The following is a 25,404-nucleotide window of genomic DNA, read 5'->3' as shown; positions in this document are numbered from 1 at the left end:
GCCCCTTGAGCAGCGGGAGTTGCCGAACAAGTCGGAGGAGGGGAGCGAGGCGTCAGCGGTCCCGGTCGAGGTAGGCGAGCACCGCCAGGACGCGTCGATTGTCGTCGTCCGACACCTCAAGTCCGAGTTTGGCGAAGATATTGGAGGTGTGCTTGGCGATCGCCCGTTCCGTGACGACGAGTTGCCCGGCGATCGCCGCGTTCGACCGGCCCTGCGCCATCAGTTCCAGCACCTCGAGCTCCCGGGGGGTCAGCCCGCCGAGCGGCCGGTCGCCGGCGGCCCGCCGGGACAGCAGCTGCTGGATCACCTGCGGGTCCATCGCCGTGCCGCCCGCCGCGACCCGGCGCACGGCGTCCACGAACTGCTCCGCGTCGAAGACCCGGTCCTTCAGCAGATACCCGACCCCGCCGGTGCCGTCGGCGAGCAGTTCACGCGCGTACAACTGCTCCACGTGCTGCGACAGGACCAGCACCGGCAGCCCCGGCCGTTCCCGGCGGGCCGCGAGCGCGCACTGCAACCCCTCGTCGGTGTGCGTCGGCGGCAGACGTACGTCGACCACCGCGACGTCCGGCCGCAGCTCGGCCAGCGCACGGGCCAGCTCCGGGCCCGACTCGACGGCCGCGGCGATCTCGAAGTCGTGGGCCACCAGCAGCCGGACCAGCCCGTCGCGCAGCAGGAACAGGTCTTCGGCTAGGACAACGCGCACGGAATCTCCATGGTCACCATGGTGGGACCGCCCGCGGGACTGCTGACGGCCAGGATGCCGTCGAATGTACCCAGTCGCCGCTCGATCCCGGGCAGCCCGGAGCCGCCCGTGAGCACGGCGCCGCCCCGGCCGTTGTCGGTGACCGCGATCCGCAGCAGGCCGCCCTCCTGCGGCACATGGTGCAGATCGACCCAGATCCGGTCGGCACCGGAGTGCTTGACCGCATTGGTCAGCACCTCGCTGATCGCGAAGTAGGCGGCCGACTCCACCGGCGCGGCCGGCCGCCCGGCCAGCTCCACGGTCACCTCGGTGGCCACCGGCAGCCGCAGCGCCAACGCCCGTACGGCGTCCCCGAGTCCGCGTTCGGCCAGCACCGGTGGATGGATGCCGCGCACCAGGTCGCGCAGTTCGCCGAGCGCCTCGGCGGAGGCGCGGCGGGCCTGCGCGAGCAGTTCCCGCGCCTTCGCCGGGTCCTTGTCCAGCAAAGTCTCGACGGTCCCCAGGTCCATGCCCATCGCGACGAGCCGGGCCTGCGCGCCGTCGTGCAGGTCACGCTCGATGCGGCGCAGCTCGGCCGCGGAGGTGTCCACCGCGTCCCGCCGGGTCTCGGTCAGCACCCGTACCCGTTCGGTGAGTTCACCCTGGCCCGTGGCGAGCACCGAACGGGTCAGCAGGAAGTGGAAGCGCAGCAGCGGCGGCGCGAGGACGTACGCGGCGGCGAGCAGCGCCGCGCCGAGCAGCCCGGCGAGCAGCGCGCTGCCCTGCCCCGAGACCGGCACGAAGCCGTACCACCAGCCGACCCGGCTGCCGTCCGTGAAAACCCGCCACAACCCGGCGGCCAGCGCGAAACCCTCCACCGGGTAGATCAGCAGGGCGGCGGGCAGCAGCGCGGTGACGAACCCGGCCGTCATGTCCACCAGGAGCCAGCCGAGGTCCCGCCAGGTCGCCGGGTCACCGAGCATGCCGAAGGTGCGCGCCCACGGGTTGGCCCCCTCGGCGAGCGGCCGGTAGGCGGGCGGGATCCGCACCCCGCACCACTGCGCGGCCACCAGCCGCCGCCAGTTCGCGAAGGCCCGCACACCGGTCAGCACCCAGGGCGTCGTGACGATCCCGAACCCCAGCGGGACGAGCGCGATCGACACGACGGACAGCACGAACAGGGTGATCGAACCGGCGAGCGCGACGACCGCGAGGGCGAGCCCCCGCGCCCCGGCGGTCACGGCGGCGCGCGTCCGGCCGCCGACGGTCCTGGTGTCCCTGCTCCCTGTGTCCATGCCGTCAGTCTCGCCGAACCGGGTGCGGCGGTCACTGGGCCAAGCCCCCGGCCGGCAGGTGGTGCCGGCTACACCCCCCGGCGCACCCCCGCTGCGGCGAGCACCGCGGCCTCCACCTCCGGGTCGAGGCCCTTGCTCGTCCGGTCCGGGCGCTGCGGCGCCGCGCCGCCGATCTCCCGCAGCCACGCCCAGGTGTCGGCGACGGTCTCGCCGACCGGACGGCACACAAGTCCCGTGGCCAGCGCGCGTGAGACGTCGGCGTGGTGCAGGGCCTCGTACAGGTCGCCGCCGGGCGGCACCCACACCGGCAGCTCCACCCATGGCTCGATGCCGGCGTCCACGACGGTCTGCGGATCGATCCAGCACAGCCGCGCGTCCGCGCCGGTGGCCTCGGCGCACGCGGCCAGGAACGCGCCCATGGTGGTGTGTCCTGGCGGGCTGACCAGGTTGTACGGGCCGCCGATGCCCCGCTCCAGCGCCCCGAGCGTCCAGTCGGCCAGGTCGCGCACGTCGATGTACTGCAGGGGCAGGTCGCGCGGTCCCGGCGCCAGGACCTGGCCGCCCCGGGCGATCCGGGTCAGCCACCAGGGCAGCCGGCCGACGTTCTCGTAGGGGCCGAGGATCAGCCCGGCCCGCACCAGCAGCGAGTCGTCCGCGCCGAACGCCTCGACGGCGGCCAGCTCGCCGCCCCGCTTGTCCCGCGCGTACTCGGTCTGTCCGGCGTCGGCCGCGGCGCCCTCGACCAGCGGCGCGTCCTCGTCCCTCAGGCCCGTAGGGGGATAGGCGTACACCGACCGGCTGGACACATACGCGTACCGGGCGGCCCGGTCCCGCAGCAGCCGGGCCGCCTCCCGCACGGCGCGGGGCGCCGCCGACCAGGTGTCGACGACGGCGTCCCAGGGGCCGCCGGCGGCGAGCGCGGCGAGCCCGCCGGCGGCGGTGCGGTCGCCGTGCAGCGACCGCACGCCCGGCGGGGCCGCATGCCGCCCCCGGTGGAAGACCGTCACCTCCCAGCCGCGCCGGAGCGCCGCCTCGACGACGGCCCGCCCCACGAACTCGGTTCCGCCCAGCACCAGAAGTCTCATGCGGTGACTGTGCCCGGTGCGACCGCGCCGGGTAACCGGATCTGCCGAGGGCAGACGGGGGACGCCGGCGCGGACGGCGCGGTCAGCGCCCGGTCGGCGGCGTGTACTTGTAGCCGACGCGGCGCACCGTCTGGATCGTCCGGCGGTGCTCGGCGCCCAGCTTGCGGCGCAGCCGGGCGATGTGGACGTCGACGGTGCGTCCGTCGCCCACGTGGCCGTAGCCCCAGACCGTGGTGACCAGTTGGTCGCGGGTGTGCACCCGGTGCGGGTGCGCCACGAGGTGGGCCAGCAGCTCGAACTCCAGATAGGTGAGGTCGAGGTCGCGGCCGGCCACCTGAGCGGTGCGCCGTACGGTGTCGATGCGGACCAGCGGATCGCCGTCGTCGGTGTCCCCGGCCGGCCCGGTCTGCGGCCGGTCCGGCACCGCGACCGGCGGGAACGGCGGCTGCCGGTCGGCCGGGACCAGCACCAGGTAGCCGACCATCGGCGGCTGTCCGGGCAGGCTGGGCAGGGTGTGCTGGGGAGCCGGCAGCCAGGTGGCGCCCGGCGGCAGCAGGTCAGCGACGTGCTGTGGGCCCTCGACCGGGTCGGGGTGGGGGAGTGCCCATTCCTCGTCCCGGTCGACGGCGCGCAGCCGGTGCCGGGCGCCGGATGCCGGGGTCGGGGTGGGAGGGGCGGCGGTGGTGAGAGGACGAGTGGTCGCCATGAGAGGTCAGCTCTTTCGCGCGAGAAGTTCGTCGGGCGGATCGACGGCCGCGATTCGTGGTCGGGCGCGCCGGGACGTTCGTCGTTTCGCGCTGGCCGAAGGCCGGGGTGTGCGGCTTTAGAGGGCCCGCGCGTTCCACGCGCGGCAACACACCCGGTCGAAGTCGTGGTGCTGACGGGAAGGCCAGAAGGGCTCAAGGTCATGGCGACCCGTCGCGGTGTACTCCTGGATGCTGGCCATGCGCCCATTGAAGCAGACACCGGCCCGTAACAGGACCCTTCTCTCACTGCTCGGACGCTTCCTTGGCGGGAAGCTGACGTTGCCCGCCGCCCCGTGTCGGGTGTCCGCCCCAGGTCAGGGGTCTGGTCCCGGCTGTACTGTCCGGTTCGCCGTCCCACATGCCGGACAGCCGGACGGCTCCCCGTGTCCGCGCGGGGATGCGGCGGCAACGCGGAAGGGGCGCCCTGGAAACCGCCGTCGCGGTGGGCGCCCCTTCGAAGCGGTGGCGGGGATCAGACCTGGCCGGCCTTCTCCAGCGCGGAGCAGCAGGTGTCGACCAGGAGGCGGGTCACCACGTACGGGTCGACGTTGGCGTTCGGACGGCGGTCCTCGATGTAGCCCTTGCCGTCCTTCTCGACCTGCCACGGGATGCGCACCGAGGCGCCGCGGTCGGAGACGCCGTAGGAGAACTTGTCCCACGGGGCGGTCTCGTGCAGACCGGTCAGCCGGTCGTCGATGCCGGCGCCGTAGTGCTTGACGTGGTCGAGCGGCTTGGAGCCCTCGCCCAGCGCCTCGCACGCGGTGATGATCGCCTCGTAGCCCTCGCGCATGGCCTTGGTGGAGAAGTTGGTGTGCGCGCCGGCGCCGTTCCAGTCGCCCTTGACCGGCTTGGGGTCGAGGGTGGCGGAGATGCCGAAGTCCTCGGCGGTGCGGTACAGCAGCCAGCGGGCCACCCACAGCTGGTCGGAGACCTCCAGCGGGGACAGCGGGCCGACCTGGAACTCCCACTGGCCGGGCATGACCTCGGCGTTGATGCCGGACAGGCCCAGGCCGGCCTTCAGACAGTTCTCCAGGTGGGCCTCGACGATCTCGCGGCCGAAGATCTCGTCGGCGCCGACACCGCAGTAGTAGCCGCCCTGCGGGGCCGGGAAGCCGCCCTCGGGGAAGCCGAGCGGACGGGCGCCGTCGAAGAAGGTGTACTCCTGCTCGATGCCGAAGACCGGCTCCTGCGCGGCGAACTTCTCCGCGACCTCGGTCAGCGCGGCACGCGTGTTGGAGGCGTGCGGGGTGAAGTCGATGTTCAGGACCTCGCACAGCACGAGGACGTCGTCGCCGCCGCGTATCGGGTCCGGGCAGCTGAAGACCGGCTTGAGCACGCAGTCCGAGGCGTGGCCCTCGGCCTGGTTGGTGGAGGACCCGTCGAAGCCCCAGATCGGCAGCTCGGCGCCCTTCGCGTCGTCGCCAAGAATCTTCGTCTTGGAACGCAGCTTGGCCGTCGGCTCGGTGCCGTCGATCCAGATGTACTCAGCCTTGAAGCTCACGGGCCACATCCTTCGAGGTGGGTCTGGGCGCACTTGCGGGTGCTGCGGCGGCGGCGCTGCGGCACTGGGCGCCGCGGGATACTGCCCGGCAGCCTGTCAACAGGCGATTTCCCGGCCATTGCCCGGATGTGAACCCCGTGTTACCCACCGGTTCCGTGCGGTAACACGCGTTGTGAGCGGGCTCGTTCGAGGGTGGGGCCGCGGTGCGGGGCCCGCACGTGTCGGGCCTGCCACTCCCGGAGGGGAGCGGCAGGCCCGGGACACACACCTCAGCGATCCGGTAGGGGCCCGGCGCTCACCCCACCTTCTCGATCAGCGCGCGACGGATCAGGAACTTGCCCGGCTCCCGGACCTGTTCGAAGGCCGCGTCGTTCAGCAGGACACAGCTGCCGGACACGGACGTCACCTGCACGGTCGTGGACTTGTTGTTGTCCAGGTTGGTGACCTTCAGCGTGGTGCCCGCAGGGAACTGGTTGCTGGACGCCGCCGGGGCGCCGCCCTCACCGGAGAGCGTGACGGTGGAGCCGTTGCACACCTGCTGCCCGGAGGCCGCGCCTCCCGTGCCTGCACCTCCCGTACCGGCGTTCCCCGCGTCGGCGGTGGGCGTGGGCTGCCCGCCGCCCTGCTGCCCGTTCTGGGCCGGCGGTGTCGACTGGGAGTCCTGAGCCGACTCCCCGACGACGCAACCCGACGCCTTCTGCTGGACCCTGATCTGCTCGATGACCGCCTCGCGGTTGGCGATCCGCGCCGCCGACTGGGCGTCCGGAGCGGCCCGTTGACCCGCGATGAACCGCTCGTTGTTGCCGAGCGCGGTGGCCAGCCCCTGGCAGACCGTCGAGTCCGCGGCGGACAGGGTCCGCGGGCTCTGCGCGGCGTTCGACGTGGCGGCCATGGCGAAGGCCCCGCCGCCGGCCACCGCGGCGGCGCCCACGAGCAGCGCGATCTTCTTCTTGGTGCTGAGCGTTCTCCTGCGCGACATGCGCGCCTCCTGAACAGCTAGGGGAGCGTACGCCGCTAGGTACGAGATACCGAACGACGTTGCTCAGCGGTCACGGAAGTCGCCGAAGTGACCTGCGCCACAGGGCGGGGGGTCGCGAACGGGATCCCTGCGCGCTCTCTGTTCGAATTCCCCAGCGCCCCTGCCGTCCCTCGCCGCACACCCATGACATACCGTCAATTCCGCGTTCTACCTGGCGCTTTGGCGGAGTCTCCGGGCCCCTCGATTGTCAGTGCCGGGCGGTAGACTGGAGTCAGTGTTCGAGAACGCGACAGGAGGATGCCCGTGCCCGCTGCCGCACTGAAGCCGAAGCCGTTGCCGACCCAGTCCACCGTGAAGCGCCCCGTCCAACTCGACCTGCCCTACGCCCCCCTGACCAAGCGTCCGCTGCCGCCCGGACGTCCGCGCGAGTGGTACATCACGCACAACCGCCGCCTCAAGGCGATGCGGCTCGCCATAGCCCTGCTCGACTCGGGCGTCTACGTCCCCAACCAGGCCCGCAACGAGACGATCCGCAGCACGGCCGAGCGGATCGGCGTCCACCCGCCGTCGGACACGACGTGCCACATGGTGCGGGCGTTCATGCGCTACAACCGCTGACGCCCGGCGCCACACCCCGGGCACGGCGGGCACCCCGGAGCGGGGTGCCCGCCGTGCCCGTCAGGCCGACAGCTCCCGCTCCAACGGCGTACGGAAACGCGGCGTCACCCGGGTCGGGCCCAGCCAGCCCCGCAGCCGCTCCGCCTCCCGTGCGATCGCCGCCTCGGTCGCGCGCCCCACACCCGCGTCCGCGCCCGCCCCGTCGGCCAGGACCCGCCAGACGATCTCCCCGTCCGGGCGCTGCGCCCAGCCGCCCACCACCCGGCCGTTCCACCACACCGTCGGACCCACGTTCCCGCTGCCGTCGAACAGCGCCGGCCGCAGCTCAGGGGCGAGATACCAGTCCCGGTGCTGCCAGGCCATCGCCGTCGGATCCAGGCCGGGCAGCAGCGCCGCCCAGGGCTCCTCCGGATCCGCCACCGGCGCCACGTCGTCCTTCACCACGTACCCCGTGCCCTCGTCCAGGGTCACCGGCTCCGCACCGATCGCGGACAGCGCCCGGCGCACCTCCGTCACCCGCCACCCCGTCCACCACTTGAGGTCCGCCTCCGTCGCCGGACCGCAGGCCGCCAGCCAGTGCCGCAGCAGATCGGCCTGGGCCGCCGCCCCGTCCAGCTCCGGGTGCTCGGGCGCCACCGCCCAGCGGAACTGGCTCGACGTCCAGGAGCCCAGCGGACGGCCGCGGACCACCTTGCCCTCCACGCCCAGCACCCTCAGCAGACGCGTCGAGACCGTGTGAACGCCCTCGTAGCTCTTGCCGGCCGCGTACACGAACTGCTCGCGCAGCCGCGGCTCGTCGGTCGCCAGCTGCGCCGCCGTCGCCTGGCCGCGCCGGGCCAGCGCGGCCAGCGCCGACGCCTCGACCTCCGCCAGCCAGGCAGCGTCGGGAGCGCCGGCCTTCGCCATGTCCTTCACCAGGGAGGCCCGTGCGCGCGCGGCCACGGCGAGACCCGTCGACGCGTGCACCACGGCCGTCAGATCCGTCGGGAACACGAACACCGTGTGCCGCATGCCGTGCATCCGCACCAGCGTCCGGTCCTCGTACAGCGCACGCTCGGTCTCCGGCACCGTACGCGCCGGGTCGGTCAGCCGGGCGCCCGCCGCCAGGTACACCGTCGCCGGGTCGGTGCCGTGCAGCGCCACCAGCGAGGCGGCGATCTCCTCGGGGCGGTCCGCACGCGCCGGGCCCGCCAGACGGTGCCGGAGGGCCAGCCGGGCCCGCCGCTCCGCCGCGCCGATGTGCCGCTGCCGCCCGTTCCCGCCCATGCCGGCCTCCACCCCTCGGATACACCCCGCGTCCACCGCGTACCGGAGCATCCTCGCCCATGGCACCGGCAACCGGCACCGCCCGCGGCACAGGCACACGACAGGACCGCCCGTCCATGCGTCCCCCGGCGGCAGCGGGGCACCGGGTCACAGCCCGGGGGCGCCCCACACCGGGAACCAGCGGCTCAGATCCTGCTCGATCCGCAGATCGTTCCCGAGGGCCGCCTTCACCTGGAGCTCCAGCGCGTTGTCACGGCGCTGGGCGGTACCGGGCAGCGGCGCGAAGGGGTAGAAGGTGCCCCGCTTGTAGAGGTAGACGAGGGCCAGCCGCCGGCCGCGGCCGGCCGCGGCCGTGTTCTCTGCGGTCCCTGCGGTCGTGGCTGCCTCGGTGTTCTCGAACCCGACCAGAGAACACAGCAGCTGCGGGCCGAAGCCGTTGACCTCCATCGAGCTGTTCACCGCGTGCAGATCGTTCACCAGGTCCGGCAACTGGTCCGGGGGGCGCTGCGAGACCAGCCAGGAGTAGCCGTAGTCGTCCTGCCGCAGCTCCACCGGCGGGGCACCCACGGACTCCGCGCCCGGCTCGCGCGAGCCCGCATGCCGGCGCTCGGCGTCCGCGTCCAGCAGGGCCCGCACCTCGCGCTGCGTCTGCTCGAAGGCCGCGCCCTCCACCGACGCGAAACACACCGCGCCGCCGCCGGTCGGCGTGAACCCGGCAGCGGCCTCCAGCGTCACCGCCGCCGAGGGCAGCGCGAACAGCTGGTCGAGATCGGGTGCGACGGGTTTCGTACGGCCGAGCAGGATGTCCAGGAGCCCCATGCTCAGCCCGCCTTCCCCGGCATCGCCGCCTCACCCAGCTCGGCGGAGATCCGGCCCAGCTGCTCCAGCCGCTGCTCCAGGCTGGGATGGGTGGAGAAGAACCGGGACAGGCCGGGCTCGGCGCCCAGCGCCGGGGTGAAGTAGAAGGCGTTGAAGGCCTGTGCCGTCCGCAGATCCTTCGTCGGGATCCGGGCGATGTCACCCGAGACCTTGGTCAGCGCGGACGCCAGTGCCGAGGGCCGCCCGGTCAGATGGGCCGCGGCCCGGTCCGCGGCCAGCTCGCGATACCGGGACAGCGCCCGGATCAGCAGGAAGCTGATCGCGTACACGGCCGCGGAGACACCCATGATCGCGGCGAAGACGGCGAGGGTGTTCTGGTCCCTGCGACCGCGGAACAGCTGCGAGTAGAAGGCGAACCGCACCATCAGACCGGCGAGGACGCCGAGGAACGAGGCGACCGTGATCACGGCGACGTCCTTGTGCGCCACGTGCGACAGCTCGTGCGCCAGCACGCCCTCCAGCTCCGCGGGCTCCAGCCGGCGCAGCAGACCCGTGGTCACGCAGATCACCGCGTGGTCCGGGTTGCGGCCGGTCGCGAACGCGTTCGGCATGTCGATGTCCGACACGGCGACCACGGGCTTCGGCATGTCCGCCTGGGCGCACAGCCGGTCGATGACCCCGTGCAGGTCCGGATACTCCTCACGTTCCACGACCCGGCCGTGCATGGCGTACAGCGCGACCCGGTCCGAGAACCAGTACTGCGCGACGAGCAGCGCCGCCGCGAGCACCACGACCAGCACCCAGGACTTCAACAACGTGATCAACGCGGCCACGAAGGCCACGTACAGCAGCCCGAGCAGGAACAGCGTGACCACCATGCGCACGGTCAGCCGTCGGTCGCTCTGGAAGCGGCTCTGCATCTGCATCACCTCGCAGTCAGGCACTCGTCCCGCTGTCCAGTGTGCACCTGGCGACGCCCATGGCGAGGTCGGCGGCCGCCCCGGGCCGGGCAAAGATTCGGCCCGGGCCGGGCCTAGTAGGTCGAGCGCATCTGGGCCCAGCCCAGCAGCAGGATCACCGCGGCGACGCAGCCGAGCACGATCACGGTCGACACCCATGACGAGCGGCGCGGCACGACCGGCTCCGGGGCGGCGCGGAACGGGGCCGGGTCCGGCGGGTTCTCCTTCCACCGGGCGGCGAGCATGCGCGCCCGCGCGGACGGCTCCTTGTGCTCGGCGTCGTCCGCCCACTTCAGATCGAACTCGCGCTCGCCGTCGTCCTGTACCGGCATCCCCGTGTCTCCCCGTCACCCTGTCGAACAGCCGTACCATCATACGTGGGGCCTCCGGCGGTTCGGGGGCATCCGTCGTTTGTCGGCTGGCCCGTCGTTGTGGCTGATCGCGCAGTTCCCCGCGCCCCCCTCCGGGGGCCTCCGCCGTCTGTCTGCTGGCCCGCCGTTGTGGTTGTTTGCGCAGTTCCCCGCGCCCCCCTGCGGGGGCTTCTGCTGTCTGTCGGCTGGCCCGTCGTTGTGGTTGTTCGCGCAGTTCCCCGCGCCCCTATGGGCGGTGCCGGTCGTTTGTCGGCTGGCCCGCCGTGGTGGCTTGTCGCGCAGTTCCCCGCGCCCCTTCGGGGCGCCAGCTGGGGTCGTATGGCTTGAGGCCCGTCGCCCCCGTGTTGCAGGGGGTGACGGGCCTCAAGGGGGCGCTGGGCGCGTTTTGGTGCGCCGTGCGCTTCTTAGACGTCGAAGTACAGCTCGAACTCGTGCACGGCGGACGCGCTGTCACGAAAGGTTCGAAGTAGAAGTGGAACTTCGACAGGCTAAGCGTGGAACCTGTTTGGCTCTGGCCTATAAGCGGCTGGAAGAACGGGCCATCAAGGACAACACCTATCGGTCCTATCTCCAGACTCTCAGGGCTTTGGAGATTGAAGACCTTCCGGTCAAGGAAGCCACCACACGAGAGCTTGGTAGGCGACTCTCCACAATCATCACGCAGAGCACGCGTAGGAAGCACGCGGTTAACCTCCAAGCCTGCCTTGGAGTAAAGGTGCCTACCCCCGCACCTAAGCAGAAGGTGTACGTCCTTCCCTCCGTCCAGGACGTCAAGGACGCGTTCGCTGACTCCAAGTACCGTCCGCACGTCTACGGCATGACTTTTGCCGGGATGCGGATTGGTGAGTCTCTGGTGAATCAGCCCACTATGGGCAACGTCCTCAACATCGACCGACAGAGGACACCACAGAACGCAATCACCCCCGCTAAGACAACCGGGCCCGTCATCATCCCGGATTGGTTCGTGGATGAGTACGCGACCTATGAGCTTGGCTCCATCAATCACGCCACGGTCTATCGGGGAGTGAAGCGTCGGGCCAAAAAGGAGTTGGGCATTGAGCTGAACCCTCACGCGCTCCGCCATCTATTCGCCACGAACCTTGTGCAGCTTGGAGCGCCGCCGGAAGTGCTCCGCCGACAGATGCGCCACCACGACGTAGCCGTAAGCCTGCGGTACTACGTCCAGACCACAGAGGCAGACATCACCGCAGTCATGGCTAAGTTTGCCTGAGAGCCCCTAGGAGCTTTCCGGGGCACCGAGACACCTAGGCAAGGCTCCTAGGTTCTTAGCGGGCAACACAGAGGCCCGGTTACCAAGATTCAGGTAACCGGGCCTCTTGTAGTGTCTGGCTAGCGACTTAGTTCGAACCAGACGTATTTGCCGGGAACGAATCCCTCTCCCTTGGGATGAAGAAACGTCCTGTGCTCATACCCCCAACTGTTCGCAATCAAGTGAACAATGAGGATTCCCCTACCTTCCTCAGCCCATGGACCGGGGTCCTGTACCCACGGAGCCTCAGCAGACCAATCCATGACTTCAACCCTCAGCTTGTTGGGGTAGAGAAGCCACCGACTAAGCGTCAGACCATCGGGGGATGGAATCTTGATTGCGTTGGTCAGTATCTCGCTGAAGAGAAGTGTTGCCTCTTCCTTGAGATAGAAGACTCCCTGTTTGGAGAGCCACTTAGTGAAGATGTGCCGTGACAAGGGAAGGCACCCCGGCTGTTGAGCCCAGCTCCACTCTTCAACCTCGGGGGTTTCCTGGCCCCCATGCGTCGTCATGGTCACAGGCACCCCCCGGCACGCTCGGTATGCTGCATCTGTCCGCGCTCCTATCAGCGTTGACCAGGGTCGGGGCCGCGTCGGGCGGTGCCCGGCCCGCCTTCTACAACAGCCAACTGCATTTATGCGCACGGGTGTTGTTGACCAGCGTTGATACGATGTTGACTAAAACAGTCAACAGCACAGGGGTTGACATGAGCGACTTCTCAAAACAGGTGCAGGCGGAGATTTCCTCAAGAGGTCTGACTCTTAGGGGTCTCGCCAAGAAAGTTCATTACGACGCTGCCTATATCTCCCGTGTGCTTAGTGGCAGGCAAAAGCCGTCAATAGAGTTGGCTGTGACACTCGACAGGCTTTGGGGAACAGAGCTTGTCCAACTACTCAAAGAACCCATCCGGATTGAGCAACCGTCCCCAAATAACTATGTACGCACGGCAGTTGCCCACTTTCTAGAGCATGACAACCGGCATGGTGGTGACCACGTTGCCGACGCTGCCAAGCAAGTATGGAAAGCAGAGGCACGGAAGCCGGAAACATATGAGAGCAAGAAACGGCTAGCTGACGTTGCCGAGATTGCAGAGGTAGCCGGTTGGCTGCTGTTCGATGCCGACAGGCAAGAGGAAGCTAGACAAGCCTTCATGGAATCCCGGCATCTGGCCGAGTTGGCAGGCGACAAGCCAATGCGTTGGTTCGCTCTCGACATGCTTGCCATGCAGGACGTACAGGAAGGCAATCCGGCAGAGGCTCTGAGCATCAGTGAGGAGTTGATGACCAACCCCCGCGTACCGGGCCGTGTGGCTCTCCTAGGCCGTGTGAGGCACGCACGGGCTCTTGCCCTCACAGGAGACCGGACACGCACCCTCAAGGCCGTAGAGAGGGCACAGGGAGCCCTACAGGACTCCATCGGCCCCCGTGACCCTCAGTGGGCATGGTGGGTAGACGAGATGGAAGTCATTGGTCACAGAGGAGAGGCCCTTATGTCTCTCGGAGACTTCAAGGAAGCCTTGCCGCATGTGCAGAGGGCCAATGAGCTAGTCAAGCCGGGCGGTAGGGGAGCGCTGTACTACTCGGTTGCTGAGCTAACCGCTTTGGCGAATCTTGGAGCATGGCGGGAAAGCGAAACGACGCTCACCAGGATTGGGAGCATCCTGGAAAGCGTCGCATCTTCCCGGAACACGTCACGGCTCAAGAGGACTCTGAGAATCATCGAGCGGGACGCGCCGGATTGGCTCAGGGAGCACGCTAGGGAGATTGTCTAGCTCTCAGGCTCAGCCATAGCACGCTCATACTGAGCAATGACGCTGTGGGGAACACGTCCCTTGGCATTCACCTCAATGCCGTTCTCCTGAGCCCAAGCACGCACCTTGGCGGGGTCGGGACCGGTGCTCTGAGTCGGAATGGTCGCCTGCACGGCCGTGGTGGCTTCCTCGGCAACGTCAAGGTACGGAGAGAGCACCTTGGCGAACTCCTCCTTCTCAGCCTCTGTCAGGTCAACGGTGTAGCTCTTGCCATCAAAGGCAAAAGAGACTGTAGAAGCGTCCGGCTCACCGGACAGGTCACTCTCAACGATTACGCGCTTTGCCACTTGCTCTCTCCCGTTGCTCGATGGGAGCAGTAGGTTACCAGAGCCACCCCCGAGAGCAGCCCAAGAAAAACGTCTGAGCGCTTTGGAAATTCTTCCGATAACCCGAGGCCGGCTGATAATTCCAGGGTTATTCAATAAGGCCCTGGCAACCGTTACTAAAGCGTGACACAAAGGCTGATACTAAACCCCGGCTTTGTCAGTCACCCGTGTTACCATTAAAGACGTAAGAACAAATCGTTCCAACGGTGTGGACTAGACGCCAAGGAGGAATCTTTTAAGCTACTACATTTGGATATCTGTAGTGTGTATAAGGCCCTCGGTTTCAGCTAGTCCCTGAAACCGAGGGCCTTTTTGGTTTTTTACCCAAACACACACAGATATCGGAGTAGAACAAAATGACTAACAAGGTACAGAAGGAAAATATGAGCACTCAGGCAATCTGGAATATCCGAGATGCTAGAGGGCTAAGCCACGAGGAAAAGGTATTCCTTTTTGTTGTGGCATCACGAGGGGTCATGTACTCAGAGTGGCAGAAGGCAGCAGAGGATATGGGAATGAAGAAGACCCGTTACTTCAAGGTCCGGAAATCTCTCATTGAGAAGGACCTAGTTGAAGAGGGCAGGCGAATGGACGACACCACGGTCTACCGAGTCAAGGAAGACGTACTAGCCACTTACGTACCGGTCAAGGAGAAGGCTGACAACTCCATCGTCTGGACTGATTCCGTATCTCAGACTGGCCATTCCGTATTTGGGAATGGGGAGTCCGCATCTGAGACTGACCATTCCGGCGGGCCGGAAACTAAGGTAACCATGAAGGTAACCGAGAAGGAGACCTCTAAGGTAACTAATGAGACGGTCGCTAACGCTCCCGTCTCACCTGATGTTGATAACAAGGATGAGGCAAAGGGGGAAGAGGGAACTAAGGATGTTGACTCCTCTTCTTTGTCCTCTGTAGTTACTGACTCCCCTTTGCCCTCTAAGAAGAATTCCGCCGGAACGGCGGGCGCTGTTGAGGAGACCCGCCCGGTTAGGTCTCTCTTTGCCGAGAAGAAGGCGGAATTGCTGGCAAAGCGTGCGACAGAGACAGACGAAATAGAGGAAGTTCTAAGTGCCGCAGAGCACAAGGAAGAGGCCCGTACATTGTTCCTTGACCCATCTTTCCGCCCGAATGATGACCAGGACGTAAGGGCTCGATGGGCCGCGTTCACGGCCACACCTGTAACCGCTACCGCATAAGGAGACAGAAGCATGTACGGAGACTGTGCCCACGACAGAGGTTGCCCGCACGGCATTGCCTGTGAGAGCTGCGACCAGTGGCTACCAAAGGACCGCACGGCGTTCCCCTGGGGTTCGAAGAAGCCAAAGGTCTGCGGTACTTGCATCAACAAAACCTTCAAAGCCCAGCTAATCAGCATCGACTTTGCGACGGTAGTCGAGAAGGTAGAGAGCGGTAAGCAGACCTAACAGCCTGGGAAGGGCCTAGAAAACCCTTCTCAGGCTGTATTAAATCGGCCGGGTGTCCAAGGATGCCCGGAAGCTCAGAAGCCAACACAGGCCCTAGGAGAGCCAATGACCCTAACCATCATTATCCTTATCCTTGCCGCCTACTTATACGGCAAGTCCAAAGGCATTAGAAAGCAGAAGGAGAAGGGTTCAGAGTACGTCATTGAGATTCACAAGAAGTAACTCGATAAGACCCAACCGGCTGAGCCTTCCAATTTTGAATTCAGAGGCATTCTTGGTAGAATGGAGGTATCGGAAACAGTTCTACTCATTCTGTTTGTGATAACACCTCGGGGAATCCCACTGGAAAAACAGGGCTAGGCCCTTCCTCTCTTCTAACTCTAGTGGGGTTCCCCTTCCTTGTATTGCAATAATGCAGTGACGCAACAGCTAGCTGAAATCAACGAAAAACGGCGGGTTGAGGGGAGGAACCATGGAGCTACAAGAAGCAGCTAGACAACTCTCAGAGGACTTGAGAAAAAGACTCAAGCGTCTAGAGAAGGAGATAGAACGATGGCAGTTGAGAAACCGAGGCGTAAGACAGACGGACCAGTAAGGTTTCAGCGCAATGGAAAGACCTATGAGATTCCAAGAGATATGACAGCCTTGGAATGGCTATACCTAATCGAGAGAAAGGAAGACGAACTAGCGCAGTACAGGGTGAGGACCAGGAAGACCGATATTGAGAAAGATAAGTCTGAGAGGTAGTACCCCCCGTCGCATGGATTCGTAAATAGAAAAATGCCAGGACCGAAATACACAGATAAGGAAAAGCAGGCTTATCTAGAGATTGCCGCAGAACTCGGACATTCACGGGCAATGCGTGAAATGGGATATCCAAAGTCATGGAATACCGCTAACCAGTGGGCACAGGACTTTGGGGTTGATGTATCCCTTGATGAACTAAAGAGTAGGGCAGCGGCACATAGAGACTTCTACGAGAAGGAAGAACTACTAACCGCCGCACAGGTTGCCATTGACCGCGCTATGGACTTCTTGGATAAGCAGCACGACATGACAGCAGATGACTTTAAGAAGGTCATGGACGGACTAGGTAAGGCAATCGACAAGCATCTACTCATCTCGGGCAAGGCGACCACTCGCACGGGCCACGAGAAGGACCAGGGCGACGCCGACCCGTTCGCAGAGGCTCTAGACGCTTTTCTAACGGCCGAACAAAGCCAGGATGACCAGGAACACCAGGGAACTTCTGAGAGGCCCTGAGACGCCTACACAGAGCCTTTCCCCTTGTCGGCAAGGCTCTTGATTTTGTACCACTATTTGTAGCAACACCCAGAGGCCGGCACATTTGTACCACTCTTTGTATTACCTCTGAACCCTTGCCGACGCAGGTCGGGCGGGTTGTCGAAGTTGGCTGGCAACTCATGCGCACGGCCTCTGACCAGCACGAATGAAAGGAACGGACATAACAGAACAGACATGGATATTCAGACATACATCAACCGATACCCAAAGGAGTTGCTAACCAGGACAGAAGGTCGAGTAGCCCTAACCCGCAATGACCCTCTTCTCTTTGCTTGGCTCTATCTCCCGCATCATCTGACTACCGACTCAGGCAGTCAGACTCTCTCTGCGTTTCACCTTGACTTGATTGAGTACGCCAAGACATGGACTCAGCCAGTCACCAAGCCAAGGGAATACCGAGACTGCTTCATCGCTCCGAGGAACGCGGGAAAGTCAACTTGGCTATTCCTCATCCTGCCTATGTGGGCGGCGGCTCACGGACACATCAAGTTCGTTGCTGCCTTCTCCGATTCAGCGGGTCAGGCAGAGGACCACCTACAGACGTTCAAGACTGAGCTAGACAGCAACGAGCGTCTGACCAGCGACTATCCCGAGCTGTGTACCCCTCTGATGGGGCAGAAGGTCAAGCGCCACATTGCCCAGTCATCAGACCAAATCATGCAGGCTAACGGCTTTGTCTTTATGGCTAAGGGCATTGATGCAAAGACCCTCGGCATGAAGGTTGGTAGGCAGAGGCCAGACCTAATCCTTATGGATGATATTGAACCACCTGAGGCAACTTATTCAGAGCTAGAGGCAGGCAGACGGCTAACCACTGTCCTTGATGCTGCCTTTCCTCTGAACATTTATGCGCGGGTAGCCATTGTTGGAACAACAACAATGCCCGGTTCAATCATTGACCAGCTAAGAACGGCAGGAGAAGCCAAGAGGGATTGGGATTCAAAAACTGGTGAGAATTACACAGGTCTTCATAATATCTCTCCACTTGACACATACCAGGAGGTACAGGATGAAGAGGAGGTAGTGGAGGAATATGGACATAGAGGGGTGGATAGGAAAAGCGGTACTAAAGATACATTTTCAAATCAGGCCATATCTACACCCTTCAAAAATGCACCACTCCTGGAAAACCTGGCCGATGCGGGCATAGAGGCAACAGGCTCAGGAGAGCCCCTAGAAGGCTCTGAGACAGCCTCAACCCCCGTCCCTAGGCCCCTCAGTTGAGTGCACCTCTCCTAGGCCCTCTGAGACTGCTTCAAGCGGGTCAGGTTCGGCCGTTGCCGACACAGGCTCTCCGGCCGGTACCGAGCTGGAGGACCAGGAGGACGAACGGGCCTTCTATGAGTCCCTTGCCCCTGAGTTGCGTTGGGTCGTTGATTCCAACATCACCGTTCATTACTTCCCGGCTCTTGTGACGAACCCTGATGGCTCAGAGGAATCTCTCTGGCCTGAGTTCTGGTCTCTGGACTTCCTGAACTCCATCAGGCACACCAGGGACTTTCACAAGAACTACATGAATAAGCCGGTATCGCTGAACGCCGACTACTGGACAGACGCCGATATCTCCATCAGGACCCCTGAGGAGTACGGCAACACCCTTCTTTGCATTGACCCTGCTGTCACGACTAAGAAGACCTCTGACTACACAGGTTTTGCCGTTGTGTCCCGTGGCTCTGACGGGAACCTGTACGTGCGCTATGCCGAACAGTTCAAGATGCCTGGTCCTGAGCTACGCGAGAAGGCCCTAGAACTCTGCGAACGGTTCGGTGCTCAGGTGCTCTACATCGAAGTGAACCAAGGTGGTCAGCTATGGGAGTCGGTCTTTGATGGAGTGCCAGCCAAGTACCGCAGCATGAGGAGTACGGAGAAGAAGGAGATTCGGGCCGCTAGGGCTCTCGACTTCTACCGGAAGAAGAAGGTGTTCCACACAGGGCACTTCGACGTTCTACAGACGCAGATGTACGCCTTCCCCAAGGTTGCCCATGATGACGTCCTGGACGCGGTTGTCTCGGGTGTTCTGTACTTCCTTGGAAAGCCTCAGGGTAAGACGATGGTTAAGCGTCAGAGTTACATCTAGAAGGGCTTATGCCGAGCCTCCGAAAAGGAATTACTAATCGGAGGCCGGCTGGCCCTTCCCATTTTGAATTGGAAGGGAATTCCTATATACTTATAACCAAGGAGATAACTACAACCAAACATGTCAGACCTAACCGCAGCGGTTCTCGAAATCCTTGATAGGAGAGACGATTACACAACCGCAGAAGAGTATTACGAAGGACTAGCCGACGAGGTATTTACCTCGATGGCTCTAAAGCGTGCCCTAAGGCACACTAGCGACCGTTTCCGCCTTAACTTTGCGGCTACTCCGGTTAACGCGGTGAATAACCGTCTTGAGATTACCTCTGTGTCCGCTATCTCCGATGAGGCCGGACAGTATCTCGACAGGGTTTGGGCCTCCAATGAGCTAGAGCTAGAAGTTGGAGAGATTCACAAGAAGGCCCTGATTTACGGTGACGCCTATCTGATGGTGTGGCCTGAGGGCGACTCCCTTGAGATTTACTACAACAGCCCTAAGACAACGGTTGTCCTGTACGAGGAAGAGAACCCCCGTCTAAAGCGCTGTGCTGCCAAGGTGTGGGAAACCACGATTGATGGCAAGGACCGTACTCGCGTGAACCTGTACTACCAGGACCGCATCGAGAAGTACGTGAGTCGCGCGGAGAGGCTTCCTCAGACTCCCAAGGATTCGGACTTTGTGCCGTTCCTGGATGACTTCACGGATAGCGATGGACACATGCCGAATCCGTTCGGCCGCATTCCTGTGTTCCACTTCCGCACGGAGCGGCCTAAGGGCAAGCCTGAGCACAGAAGCGCTTTCGAACCTCAGGACATGATTAACAAGCTGGCAGTTACGCAGATGGCTGCCAACGATTACCAGGGCTTCCCGTGGCGTTATGCGCTTACCGAGGACGCTTCCTCAGAGGCCGCTGACTTTGATGAGGGCTCCGAGAGCACGCTAACCGGCTCGACCCCTGGTGAGCTAACCATCTTCAACAACGTCAAGGAAATCGGGCAGCTAGACCCTGCTAAGCCTGAGTCATTCCTTGAGCCAATGCGCGTCTACATTCGCGCTCTGGCAACCATCACAGAGACTCCTTTGCACTACTTCGAGCCTACGGGAAACATTCCGTCCGGAGAGGCCCTGAGGACAGCAGAGGCACCACTAGTCAAGAAGGTACGGACACGCCAACTGTCCTTCGGCGCTACGTGGCGAGAGGTTTTCACCTTCATCCTTGAAACCGCCGGATTCAAGGAAGACGTACAGGTTCATTGGAAGCCTGTGGAAACCTTCGACACCAAGGAAGCAATGGAAATTGCTTACAAGAAGATTCAGATTGGTATTCCACTCAAGCAGGTTGCAGCGGAGTTGGGTTACGACGCTGCGGTTATTGGTCAGTGGATTATCGAAATGGATTCTACGAATACCCTGAATATCCAGGCCGGCTCGGGCATTCCGGGTAATTCTGATTCGCAAGAACTAAACCCCGATGCCGAGGCAACCGCCGCCATTCCTGATGGCTCTTTTGCCAAGGCTGCTTAACCCAGACAGAACCATTACCGAACGGGTCGCGATGACCCCCCGACTAATCCGAGATGGAGGCATGACAAGTAATGGATGAGAATGAGATTGAGGCTATCCGAGAGGCTTTGAAGAAGGCCAACGAGGAAGCCAAGACTTACCGACTTGAGAGTAAGGCTCTAAAGGAACAGATTGAGACTATGACTTCTGAGACTCAGACACTCAAGACGAACTACGTACAGACAAAGGCTCAGGATGCGCTTAGAGACGCGGGATTGACGAATGCCAAGGCTTCTAAGTTCATCGACTACTCAAAGGTTTCCGTCACGGAGACCGGAGAGCTAGAGGGCCTTACGGAACAGTTGGACGCTTTGAAGGAGGACCTTCCTGAGTTGTTCAACACTCAGCAGAGGGTTTCCGGTGGAGCAGACGCCGCAGATAAGCGGGAAGCACGTCCACAGAAGAGTTCCGCAGATATCCTCGCTGCAAAACTTCTCAAGGGCTAACCCTTGAGGCACAACTGAATACACAACAGAACAACAACTAAATATCCGGGGGTCTACGGACCCCCGATAACTAAATACATAACAGGAGAATAAAAGAAAATGGCACGTGTTAATGCTGATGCTTGGGTACCCGAGGAGTACGGCTCTGAGGTTCTGACCCGAGTTCTACAGAATTCGGCGATTGAGGCTACGGCCCGTCGCTATTCAATGCAGAGCAACGTTATGAACGTTCCTCGCATTGGTGCGGCTACCACTCAGGTAACCGCCAAGGGTGGCGCCTATGTCGATGACAACCCAACCCTTGACGATGTAACGCTTACCGCTCGCAAGTTCACCAACGCTATTACGATGGCTGAGGAAGACCTTGAGGACGCTCTAGCGAATATCGTTGGTGCGCATCAGTCAGAGTGGGCGGTTTCTTACGCTACCCACCTTGACAATGCGGCCCTTGGTGCCACTGGTGCCGAGAATGGCGGAACTGTTCCGTTCACCTCGGTTTACAAGTCTGCGCCTGCTGGCAACAAGATTTCCACTGCCGGTGCGGTTACCTACACTGACCTTTCCGACGTGTTCGGCAAGGTTGAGGCTGGTTCCTACTGGAATGACGCGGACGCGGTTGTAATCGCTCACCCTAAGTTCAAGTCTGTATTCCGTGGAATCCTGGACAACAACAACCGTCCAATCTTCGTTGAGGGCCTTAACGGCACTCCTTCGACTCTGTTCGGTTACGCCGTGAACTTCTCATACGGTGCGGTTGTTTCTGCCACTGCTTCTAGCGCTCCTAGTGGCGCTGGTGGTGTCGCTGGAACTGCTGGTAACCCGCTTCTAGTTGTTGGTAACCGCCAGCACCTGCTTTTGGGTGTCCGTTCCGGCCCTGAGAGCGTCCTCTCTTACGAGGTTGGCGCTCGCACTGATGAGCCGCTTCTCAAGATGCGTGCACGTCGTGCCTTTGCCGTTGGTCGCCCTGAGGCGTTCGGAATCCTTGAGGTAACGGCTTCCTAATCACTGATTAGGTTCGACTGAGGGGCAGGGTTTCGGCTCTGCCCCTCTTTCTGTGAAAGGACTAATACTAATGCCACTATCTACGTACTTCTATGGTTCGTTGTTCGCCAAGGCGTTCAATGGGCAAATCAACTTCACAAGCGACACCATCAAGATTGCTCTTGTTGGTTCGGGCTATACACCTAACCGCAACACTCAGGGTGCCTGGTCAACCGTGAGCGCTTACGAGGTTTCCGGCGCAGGTTATACGGCGGGCGGAAAGGTTCTAACGGGCAAGGCTCTTAGCTATGCGTCTTACGTCTTCAAGATTGATGCTGACGACGCAACATGGTCCGGCCTTACCGCTAATGTGCGTTGGGCGGTTGTCTATGACGACACAGCAACCGGTAAGCCTCTCTTTGGCTATGTGGATTTGGGTGAGACCCTGAGCCTTACCAATGAGGACTTCACCCTTGAGTTCTCATTCTTTGAGAGTGACCCGGATTCGGGTTCTGTCGTTACCGGCTCCGGTCTCTTTGAGATTGGCGTCTCATGAACGTAAGCAGCTCGGTCGGTACGGCAATGGCAAGGGGAGGCGGCTGGACCGTAAGCCGTGCCCCAGGAACGGCCCCCAGTGCCCCTGTAAGCGTCTCGTTGGCGTCCGGTAAGGCAGCGGGCCGGGGCGTGGGCTGGAGCGTCACACGGACGGCTGTAGAAGTTCCGACGTTCATTGAGCTAGCTCTAACGCTCGTTCATCAAAGGGGAGTCCTCACCCTTGGCTGTAATGCCGTGGCTCTAGAGCTACCGAGGAAGAAACTACGAATGGAGATTGAAGGATGACACTTGAGTTTGTCGCGGGCAGTGTTCCAGTAGAGGCGCTTGTTCTGACCGTCAAGGATGCGAACGGCAACGCTAGGTCTCTCTCTGCGTACACCGGTGCGTCTGTTCTTGTATCCGGTCCCGATGGTGTTTTGCGTACCGGTGGAACAGCATCCATCACGAATGCCGCCTCTGGAGAGGTCACGTTCAATTGGCCGACCACGACTCTGTTTGACGTTCCAGGCGATTACCGCCTAGCTCTCAAGCTGACGAATGGTCCGGCCGCAGATTACACAGCACCACAGCGAATCGTTGTGGTGCGAGGATTGGAGGGTTAAGGATGTACGCAACGATTACAGACGTTGCAGATATCGCCGGGGTATCCGTCGATGATGCGACGATTAAGAAGGCACAGGCGATTATTGAGACAGCATCCGGCAGGCCACAGGAACTAGTATTGAATGCTACTGACCTTGTATGGCTTAGGAAGGCTGTCGCGTATCAGTGTGCATACATGGAGGATGACGCAACATCCGTATACGAACAGCCGAACATGGAATCCGTGACACAGGGCGAATCCAAGTTGGTGTTCGGCGACAAGGATGTATGGCTATCGCCTCTTGCGCAGAAGGCGATTGCGAATCTGTCATGGCGCAAGAGTCGAACGATTCGCATGAATCCATTCGACTACCGTTACGAGCTAAGGCGACAGAATCGCGAAGCGCGTCGAATCAGCGTAAGGCTGTGGTCGTGGTGAGACTGCTTGCAATGAAGCGCTACGAACTGCGCGCAGAGTTCTATACGGCAACATGGGAACAGAACCCCGACTCCGGAGCATTCGAGTACGTATACCACTATGACGAGCCGCAATACATTCGCTGTACGGGCGGTTCTGTTCGTCCCTGGGGTTCTATCCAAGACTTCTCGGAGCAGTACCAGTACAAGGACTATCTACAGCTCTATACGCCAACGGAACTGCCGTTGGTCGGAAGGGTCGGCAAGGTACGCAACAAGAACGGAGACGTTCTCTGGAAGGAGGATGACGGCAGTGCAACGCTGTTCGACGTATTTGGATGCTTCCCTGTGAATGACGCGAACGGCCGAACGGTGGACTTCCGCATCCTTCTCGCACGTACAGAGGTTGCGTAAGGCTTCCCTGAGCCCTTGGGCTAATTCGCACAGGGATGGAAGGGAGGCCGGTTGTTCAAGATGACCAAAACGCCGTTGGCACTGACTGCGGCGGGAGGACTTCTTATCTTTGCCAGTACCGTTGGCAAGGAACAGAAGGATGTTGCGTTCGCAGCAATCCTCTTCGCAGCGTTCATCCTTGGTGCTTGGGTAGCTCTGTTCGACAACACATTGGGTGACCATGAAGACGACGAACGAGAAGGCTAGTCAGCCTTTCCCCACATAAATAGAGGAACCCCCGGCCTAATCGGCTAGGGGTCCCTCTATTTTGCCTCATACGCGGCTGGTATTCCGGGCCATACTTGACAGGGGTTGTATCATCTTCCCCTGTAAGCGTGCATGAGTAGAACTGCTACTAAGACACTAATGGCTTAGATGTCGAAGTACAGCTCGAACTCGTGCGGGTGGGGGCGGAGCTGGAGGGGGGCGATCTCGTTGGTGCGCTTGAAGTCGATCCACGTTTCGATCAGGTCGGACGTGAAGACATCGCCCGCGAGCAGGAACTCGTGGTCGCCCTCCAGGGAGTCCAGGACCGCCGGGAGCGAGGTCGGGACCTGCGGGACGCCGGCGTGCTCCTCGGGAGCCAGCTCGTACAGGTCCTTGTCGATCGGCTCGGCCGGCTCGATCTTGTTCTTGATGCCGTCCAGGCCCGCGAGGAGCAGCGCCGAGAAGGCGAGGTACGGGTTGCCGGAGGAGTCGGGCGCGCGGAACTCGACGCGCTTGGCCTTCGGGTTGGACCCCGTGATCGGGATGCGCATGGCCGCGGAGCGGTTGCGCTGCGAGTAGACCAGGTTGACCGGCGCCTCGAAGCCGGGCACCAGACGGTGGTACGAGTTCACCGTCGGGTTGGTGAAGGCCAGCAGCGACGGGGCGTGCCTGAGGATGCCGCCGATGTAGTAGCGGGCGGTGTCCGACAGGCCGGCGTAGCCCTGCTCGTCGTAGAACAGCGGGTCGCCGCCGCTCCACAGCGACTGGTGGACGTGCATGCCCGAACCGTTGTCACCGAAGATCGGCTTCGGCATGAAGGTCGCGGTCTTGCCGTTGCGCCAGGCGACGTTCTTCACGATGTACTTGAAGAGCTGGAGGTCGTCGGCGGCGGCGAGCAGCGTGTTGAACTTGTAGTTGATCTCGGCCTGGCCCGCGGTGCCCACCTCGTGGTGCTGGCGCTCGACCTTCAGACCGGCCCGCTCCAGCTCCAGGGAGATCTCGGCACGCAGGTCGGCGAAGTGGTCGACCGGCGGGACCGGGAAGTAGCCGCCCTTGTAGCGGACCTTGTAACCGCGGTTGTCCTCCAGCGCACCGGTGTTCCAGGCGCCCGCCTCGGAGTCGATGTGGTAGAAGGACTCGTTCGCGCTGGTGGCGAAGCGGACGGAGTCGAAGACATAGAACTCGGCCTCGGGACCGAAGTACGCGGTGTCCGCGATCCCGGTGGAGGCGAGGTAGGCCTCGGCCTTCTTCGCCACGTTCCGCGGGTCACGGGAGTACTGCTCGCCCGTGATCGGGTCGTGGATGAAGAAGTTGATGTTGAGGGTCTTGTCCCGGCGGAACGGGTCCACCCGGGCGGTCGACAGGTCGGCGCGCAGCGCCATGTCGGACTCGTGAATGGCCTGGAAACCACGGATCGAGGACCCGTCGAAGGCGAGCTCGTCGTCCGGGTCGAACGCCTCGACCGGCACCGTGAAGTGCTGCATCACGCCCGGCAGGTCGCAGAACCGGACGTCGATGAACTTGACGTCCTCGTCCGCGATGAACTTCTTGGCCTCGTCGGCGTTCTGGAACATCCAGCTCCTCCTACTCCCGACCGTCCTGTCGCCGGGGTGGTAGTTCGTTCGTGCGGCCAGTGCGGTGGCACACGCTGGCTCGACACT

28 protein-coding genes are annotated in these 25,404 nt (G+C 62.7%); 15 read left to right on the top strand and 13 right to left on the bottom strand.

What is annotated here, in order from left to right; genetic code table 11:
- Nucleotides 1–52: 52 nt before the first annotated feature.
- The 6 genes from ACIRFL_RS14920 to ACIRFL_RS14895 all read right to left on the bottom strand — a co-directional run bounded on the left by ACIRFL_RS14920 (nucleotide 53) and on the right by ACIRFL_RS14895 (nucleotide 6,291).
- Nucleotides 53–706 (bottom strand): LuxR C-terminal-related transcriptional regulator, encoded by a 654-nt coding sequence (locus tag ACIRFL_RS14920; RefSeq protein WP_404028136.1) that lies wholly within the window; start codon nucleotides 704–706, stop codon nucleotides 53–55.
- On the bottom strand, nucleotides 691–1,980 hold the full coding sequence (locus ACIRFL_RS14915; protein WP_404028134.1) for a sensor histidine kinase: 1,290 nt from the start codon (nucleotides 1,978–1,980) through the stop codon (nucleotides 691–693). Before ACIRFL_RS14915 ends, ACIRFL_RS14920 begins: the two co-directional genes overlap by 16 nt.
- Nucleotides 1,981–2,048: 68 nt before the next feature.
- Nucleotides 2,049–3,065: an NAD-dependent epimerase/dehydratase family protein gene (locus ACIRFL_RS14910; RefSeq protein ID WP_404028132.1), complete on the bottom strand. Its 1,017-nt coding sequence runs from the start codon at nucleotides 3,063–3,065 to the stop codon at nucleotides 2,049–2,051.
- 82 nt (nucleotides 3,066–3,147) lie between these two features.
- Entirely contained in the window at nucleotides 3,148–3,771 is a 624-nt protein-coding gene (locus ACIRFL_RS14905; RefSeq protein ID WP_404028129.1) for a winged helix-turn-helix domain-containing protein, read from the bottom strand.
- Nucleotides 3,772–4,283: 512 nt separating this feature from the next.
- The gene (gene glnII / locus ACIRFL_RS14900) at nucleotides 4,284–5,312 is read right to left on the bottom strand and encodes a glutamine synthetase (RefSeq protein ID WP_404028126.1); all 1,029 of its coding nucleotides are present in this window, start codon (nucleotides 5,310–5,312) and stop codon (nucleotides 4,284–4,286) included.
- Between the two features lie 295 nt (nucleotides 5,313–5,607).
- Nucleotides 5,608–6,291, bottom strand: coding sequence for a hypothetical protein (locus ACIRFL_RS14895; RefSeq protein ID WP_404028124.1), 684 nt, complete (start codon nucleotides 6,289–6,291; stop codon nucleotides 5,608–5,610).
- A 303-nt stretch (nucleotides 6,292–6,594) separates the two neighbouring features.
- On the opposite strand from ACIRFL_RS14895, the gene ACIRFL_RS14890 reads away from it, so the two are divergent.
- Nucleotides 6,595–6,909: a hypothetical protein gene (locus ACIRFL_RS14890; RefSeq protein ID WP_404028121.1), complete on the top strand. Its 315-nt coding sequence runs from the start codon at nucleotides 6,595–6,597 to the stop codon at nucleotides 6,907–6,909.
- Between the two features lie 60 nt (nucleotides 6,910–6,969).
- On the opposite strand, the gene ACIRFL_RS14885 is transcribed toward ACIRFL_RS14890, so the two are convergent.
- The 4 genes from ACIRFL_RS14885 to ACIRFL_RS14870 all read right to left on the bottom strand — a co-directional run bounded on the left by ACIRFL_RS14885 (nucleotide 6,970) and on the right by ACIRFL_RS14870 (nucleotide 10,285).
- Nucleotides 6,970–8,175, bottom strand: coding sequence for a winged helix DNA-binding domain-containing protein (locus ACIRFL_RS14885; protein WP_404028118.1), 1,206 nt, complete (start codon nucleotides 8,173–8,175; stop codon nucleotides 6,970–6,972).
- Between the two features lie 147 nt (nucleotides 8,176–8,322).
- Nucleotides 8,323–8,994, bottom strand: a complete 672-nt coding sequence (locus ACIRFL_RS14880) for a hypothetical protein (protein ID WP_404028116.1) — start codon at nucleotides 8,992–8,994, stop codon at nucleotides 8,323–8,325.
- A 2-nt stretch (nucleotides 8,995–8,996) separates the two neighbouring features.
- Entirely contained in the window at nucleotides 8,997–9,914 is a 918-nt protein-coding gene (htpX, locus tag ACIRFL_RS14875; RefSeq protein ID WP_404028114.1) for a zinc metalloprotease HtpX, read from the bottom strand.
- 113 nt (nucleotides 9,915–10,027) lie between these two features.
- Nucleotides 10,028–10,285, bottom strand: coding sequence for a hypothetical protein (locus ACIRFL_RS14870; protein WP_404028112.1), 258 nt, complete (start codon nucleotides 10,283–10,285; stop codon nucleotides 10,028–10,030).
- A gap of 544 nt (nucleotides 10,286–10,829) precedes the next feature.
- Here ACIRFL_RS14870 and ACIRFL_RS14865 point away from each other — a divergent pair.
- On the top strand, nucleotides 10,830–11,555 hold the full coding sequence (locus tag ACIRFL_RS14865) for a tyrosine-type recombinase/integrase (protein WP_404028109.1): 726 nt from the start codon (nucleotides 10,830–10,832) through the stop codon (nucleotides 11,553–11,555).
- A 119-nt stretch (nucleotides 11,556–11,674) separates the two neighbouring features.
- On the opposite strand, the gene ACIRFL_RS14860 is transcribed toward ACIRFL_RS14865, so the two are convergent.
- On the bottom strand, nucleotides 11,675–12,106 hold the full coding sequence (locus ACIRFL_RS14860) for an ATP-binding protein (protein ID WP_404028106.1): 432 nt from the start codon (nucleotides 12,104–12,106) through the stop codon (nucleotides 11,675–11,677).
- 194 nt (nucleotides 12,107–12,300) lie between these two features.
- Here ACIRFL_RS14860 and ACIRFL_RS14855 point away from each other — a divergent pair, with 194 nt between their 5' ends.
- The gene (locus tag ACIRFL_RS14855) at nucleotides 12,301–13,365 is read left to right on the top strand and encodes a helix-turn-helix domain-containing protein (protein ID WP_404028104.1); all 1,065 of its coding nucleotides are present in this window, start codon (nucleotides 12,301–12,303) and stop codon (nucleotides 13,363–13,365) included.
- Here ACIRFL_RS14855 and ACIRFL_RS14850 read toward each other — a convergent pair.
- A complete protein-coding gene (locus ACIRFL_RS14850; protein WP_404028102.1) occupies nucleotides 13,362–13,691 on the bottom strand; it encodes an Lsr2 family protein in 330 nt (109 codons plus the stop codon). The two genes, ACIRFL_RS14855 and ACIRFL_RS14850, sit on opposite strands and share 4 nt — an antisense overlap.
- 395 nt (nucleotides 13,692–14,086) lie before the next feature.
- Between ACIRFL_RS14850 and ACIRFL_RS14845 the strand changes: the two genes are divergently transcribed.
- The 12 genes from ACIRFL_RS14845 to ACIRFL_RS14790 all read left to right on the top strand — a co-directional run bounded on the left by ACIRFL_RS14845 (nucleotide 14,087) and on the right by ACIRFL_RS14790 (nucleotide 23,743).
- Nucleotides 14,087–14,929 carry a hypothetical protein gene (locus ACIRFL_RS14845; RefSeq protein WP_404028099.1) on the top strand — a complete coding sequence of 281 codons (843 nt, stop codon included), beginning with the start codon at nucleotides 14,087–14,089 and terminating at the stop codon, nucleotides 14,927–14,929.
- Nucleotides 14,930–15,709: 780 nt separating this feature from the next.
- Complete coding sequence (locus tag ACIRFL_RS14840; protein ID WP_404028098.1) at nucleotides 15,710–15,904, top strand: hypothetical protein; 195 nt, start codon at nucleotides 15,710–15,712, stop codon at nucleotides 15,902–15,904.
- A gap of 33 nt (nucleotides 15,905–15,937) precedes the next feature.
- A complete protein-coding gene (locus ACIRFL_RS14835) occupies nucleotides 15,938–16,420 on the top strand; it encodes a hypothetical protein (RefSeq protein WP_404028095.1) in 483 nt (160 codons plus the stop codon).
- A gap of 216 nt (nucleotides 16,421–16,636) precedes the next feature.
- Complete coding sequence (locus tag ACIRFL_RS14830) at nucleotides 16,637–17,686, top strand: hypothetical protein (RefSeq protein ID WP_404028093.1); 1,050 nt, start codon at nucleotides 16,637–16,639, stop codon at nucleotides 17,684–17,686.
- A gap of 187 nt (nucleotides 17,687–17,873) precedes the next feature.
- Complete coding sequence (locus ACIRFL_RS14825) at nucleotides 17,874–18,539, top strand: hypothetical protein (RefSeq protein ID WP_404028090.1); 666 nt, start codon at nucleotides 17,874–17,876, stop codon at nucleotides 18,537–18,539.
- A gap of 120 nt (nucleotides 18,540–18,659) precedes the next feature.
- A complete protein-coding gene (locus ACIRFL_RS14820; protein ID WP_404028087.1) occupies nucleotides 18,660–20,063 on the top strand; it encodes a phage portal protein in 1,404 nt (467 codons plus the stop codon).
- A 71-nt stretch (nucleotides 20,064–20,134) separates the two neighbouring features.
- Entirely contained in the window at nucleotides 20,135–20,548 is a 414-nt protein-coding gene (locus ACIRFL_RS14815; RefSeq protein ID WP_404028085.1) for a phage scaffolding protein, read from the top strand.
- 99 nt (nucleotides 20,549–20,647) lie between these two features.
- Nucleotides 20,648–21,550: a phage major capsid protein gene (locus tag ACIRFL_RS14810; RefSeq protein ID WP_404028084.1), complete on the top strand. Its 903-nt coding sequence runs from the start codon at nucleotides 20,648–20,650 to the stop codon at nucleotides 21,548–21,550.
- A gap of 100 nt (nucleotides 21,551–21,650) precedes the next feature.
- Nucleotides 21,651–22,085 carry a hypothetical protein gene (locus ACIRFL_RS14805; protein ID WP_404028081.1) on the top strand — a complete coding sequence of 145 codons (435 nt, stop codon included), beginning with the start codon at nucleotides 21,651–21,653 and terminating at the stop codon, nucleotides 22,083–22,085.
- Between the two features lie 603 nt (nucleotides 22,086–22,688).
- Nucleotides 22,689–23,105 (top strand): hypothetical protein, encoded by a 417-nt coding sequence (locus tag ACIRFL_RS14800; RefSeq protein ID WP_404028079.1) that lies wholly within the window; start codon nucleotides 22,689–22,691, stop codon nucleotides 23,103–23,105.
- A gap of 11 nt (nucleotides 23,106–23,116) precedes the next feature.
- Nucleotides 23,117–23,497 (top strand): hypothetical protein, encoded by a 381-nt coding sequence (locus tag ACIRFL_RS14795; protein ID WP_404028077.1) that lies wholly within the window; start codon nucleotides 23,117–23,119, stop codon nucleotides 23,495–23,497.
- A 51-nt stretch (nucleotides 23,498–23,548) separates the two neighbouring features.
- Nucleotides 23,549–23,743: a hypothetical protein gene (locus ACIRFL_RS14790; protein WP_404028076.1), complete on the top strand. Its 195-nt coding sequence runs from the start codon at nucleotides 23,549–23,551 to the stop codon at nucleotides 23,741–23,743.
- 164 nt (nucleotides 23,744–23,907) lie between these two features.
- Here ACIRFL_RS14790 and glnA read toward each other — a convergent pair whose 3' ends face one another.
- A complete protein-coding gene (glnA, locus tag ACIRFL_RS14785; RefSeq protein WP_404028074.1) occupies nucleotides 23,908–25,317 on the bottom strand; it encodes a type I glutamate--ammonia ligase in 1,410 nt (469 codons plus the stop codon).
- Nucleotides 25,318–25,404 lie beyond the last annotated feature (87 nt).

The sequence above is a fragment of the Streptomyces sp. NPDC102462 genome, from assembly GCF_044765425.1.
Lineage (GTDB): Bacteria > Actinomycetota > Actinomycetes > Streptomycetales > Streptomycetaceae > Streptomyces.
This window is presented reverse-complemented; position numbering and strand designations above follow the sequence as displayed.